Here is a 1,295-nt window from a genome sequence, read left to right as displayed (position 1 = left end):
GAATTACCTGCACCGTTTCATTGATGGGCACCCCGAAAAGATGGTTCAAACCGGCATTCACCTGCAAAACACCGTAACCCAGTGATGTCGCAACGCCAAAGACCGTGCCTATAACAGCGAAAATATCAACCGCATGTCCTACAGGTCCGTATATGCGATCGCCAATAATGGGATAGAGTGCGGAGCGCAGAGTTAAAGGCAGACCGTGACGGTAACTGAAGAACGCCAGAATCAGCGCCACAATGGCATAAATTGCCCATGCGTGCAGTCCCCAGTGGAAAAAGGTCAGACGCATTGCTTCCTTGGCTGCCGCAACGGTTTCTGGAGTGCCAACGGGTGGCGAAAGATAATGCATTACAGGTTCGGCAACGCCAAAGAACATCAGGCCGATCCCCATCCCTGCCGAAAAAAGCATCGCAAACCAGGAGTGGTAGCTGAAATCAGGCTGCGCATGGTCCGGGCCCAGCTTGATATCACCGTAGCGTGAGAGTCCAAGGAACGTGACACTCAGTAAAATCAGGGCCACAGCAAGGATGTAGAACCAGCTGGCATTCGTGAAGATTTGTTGCTGAAGTAGTTTAAAATTTTTGTCGGCGACATCCGGGAATACGGCGGCAAAGGCGACAAGAAGGAAAATTAGCAAAGCAGATGTAAAGAATACCGCTTTGTTAATCTGACTTGTAGACTTCTTTGGGATTGTATCATTTTCACTCATAATCATTTATTCCATTAATTAAATTCGCACTGGATAGAAGGTACTACCTCTCACAAAGTAGCAAAGTTCAACTGGCTATGCGGCGTTAATCGGAATGCATGGTGGAATGTTGAGGTGTACTGGCAATAGCGGACACTACCATTTGTTCTTTTTTTAAGCAGCCATCTGATGATATTTTTCCCTGAAGGCTGCCGGGGAGATATTCCCCAGACGAGAGTGACGACGCTGACGATTGTAGAAAATCTCAATGTATTCCCGTATTACTGAGATGGCTTCATCCCGGTTATTAAAACGATAGTGGCTCAGGCTCTCATTTTTCAGCGTTCCCCAGAAGCTTTCCATCGGAGCGTTGTCGTAACAGTTACCTTTACGCGACATTGATGTTTTCAGACCAAACTGCTCCTGTATGACCCGGTAATCGTATGCGCAGTACTGTGAACCTCGATCAGAGTGGTGGATTAGCCCGGCAGGTGGGCGCTGGCTCCTGAGCGCCATAAACAGGGCTTTACCTGTCAGCTCTTTTGTCATGCGCTCTCCCATGGCGTAGCCGACAATTTCGCACGTATAAACATCTTTGATG

Annotated in this window: 2 protein-coding genes; both read right to left on the bottom strand. The window is 48.3% G+C overall.

Annotated features, from left to right (window positions below):
- A partial coding sequence (locus RTW80_RS25410; RefSeq protein WP_312720827.1) for a BCCT family transporter occupies positions 1-715 on the bottom strand: 715 nt, incomplete at its 3' end.
- A 153-nt stretch (positions 716-868) separates the two neighbouring features.
- Positions 869-1,295: IS3 family transposase (locus RTW80_RS25405; protein ID WP_032240414.1), on the bottom strand; the 427-nt coding region annotated here is incomplete at its 5' end.

It is taken from the genome of Escherichia sp. AM3, from assembly GCF_032029835.1.
In the GTDB taxonomy this organism is placed as follows: Bacteria; Pseudomonadota; Gammaproteobacteria; order Enterobacterales; family Enterobacteriaceae; genus Escherichia; species Escherichia coli.
Note: the sequence above shows the minus strand (reverse complement) of the source record. Positions and strands in the feature narration are given on the sequence as shown.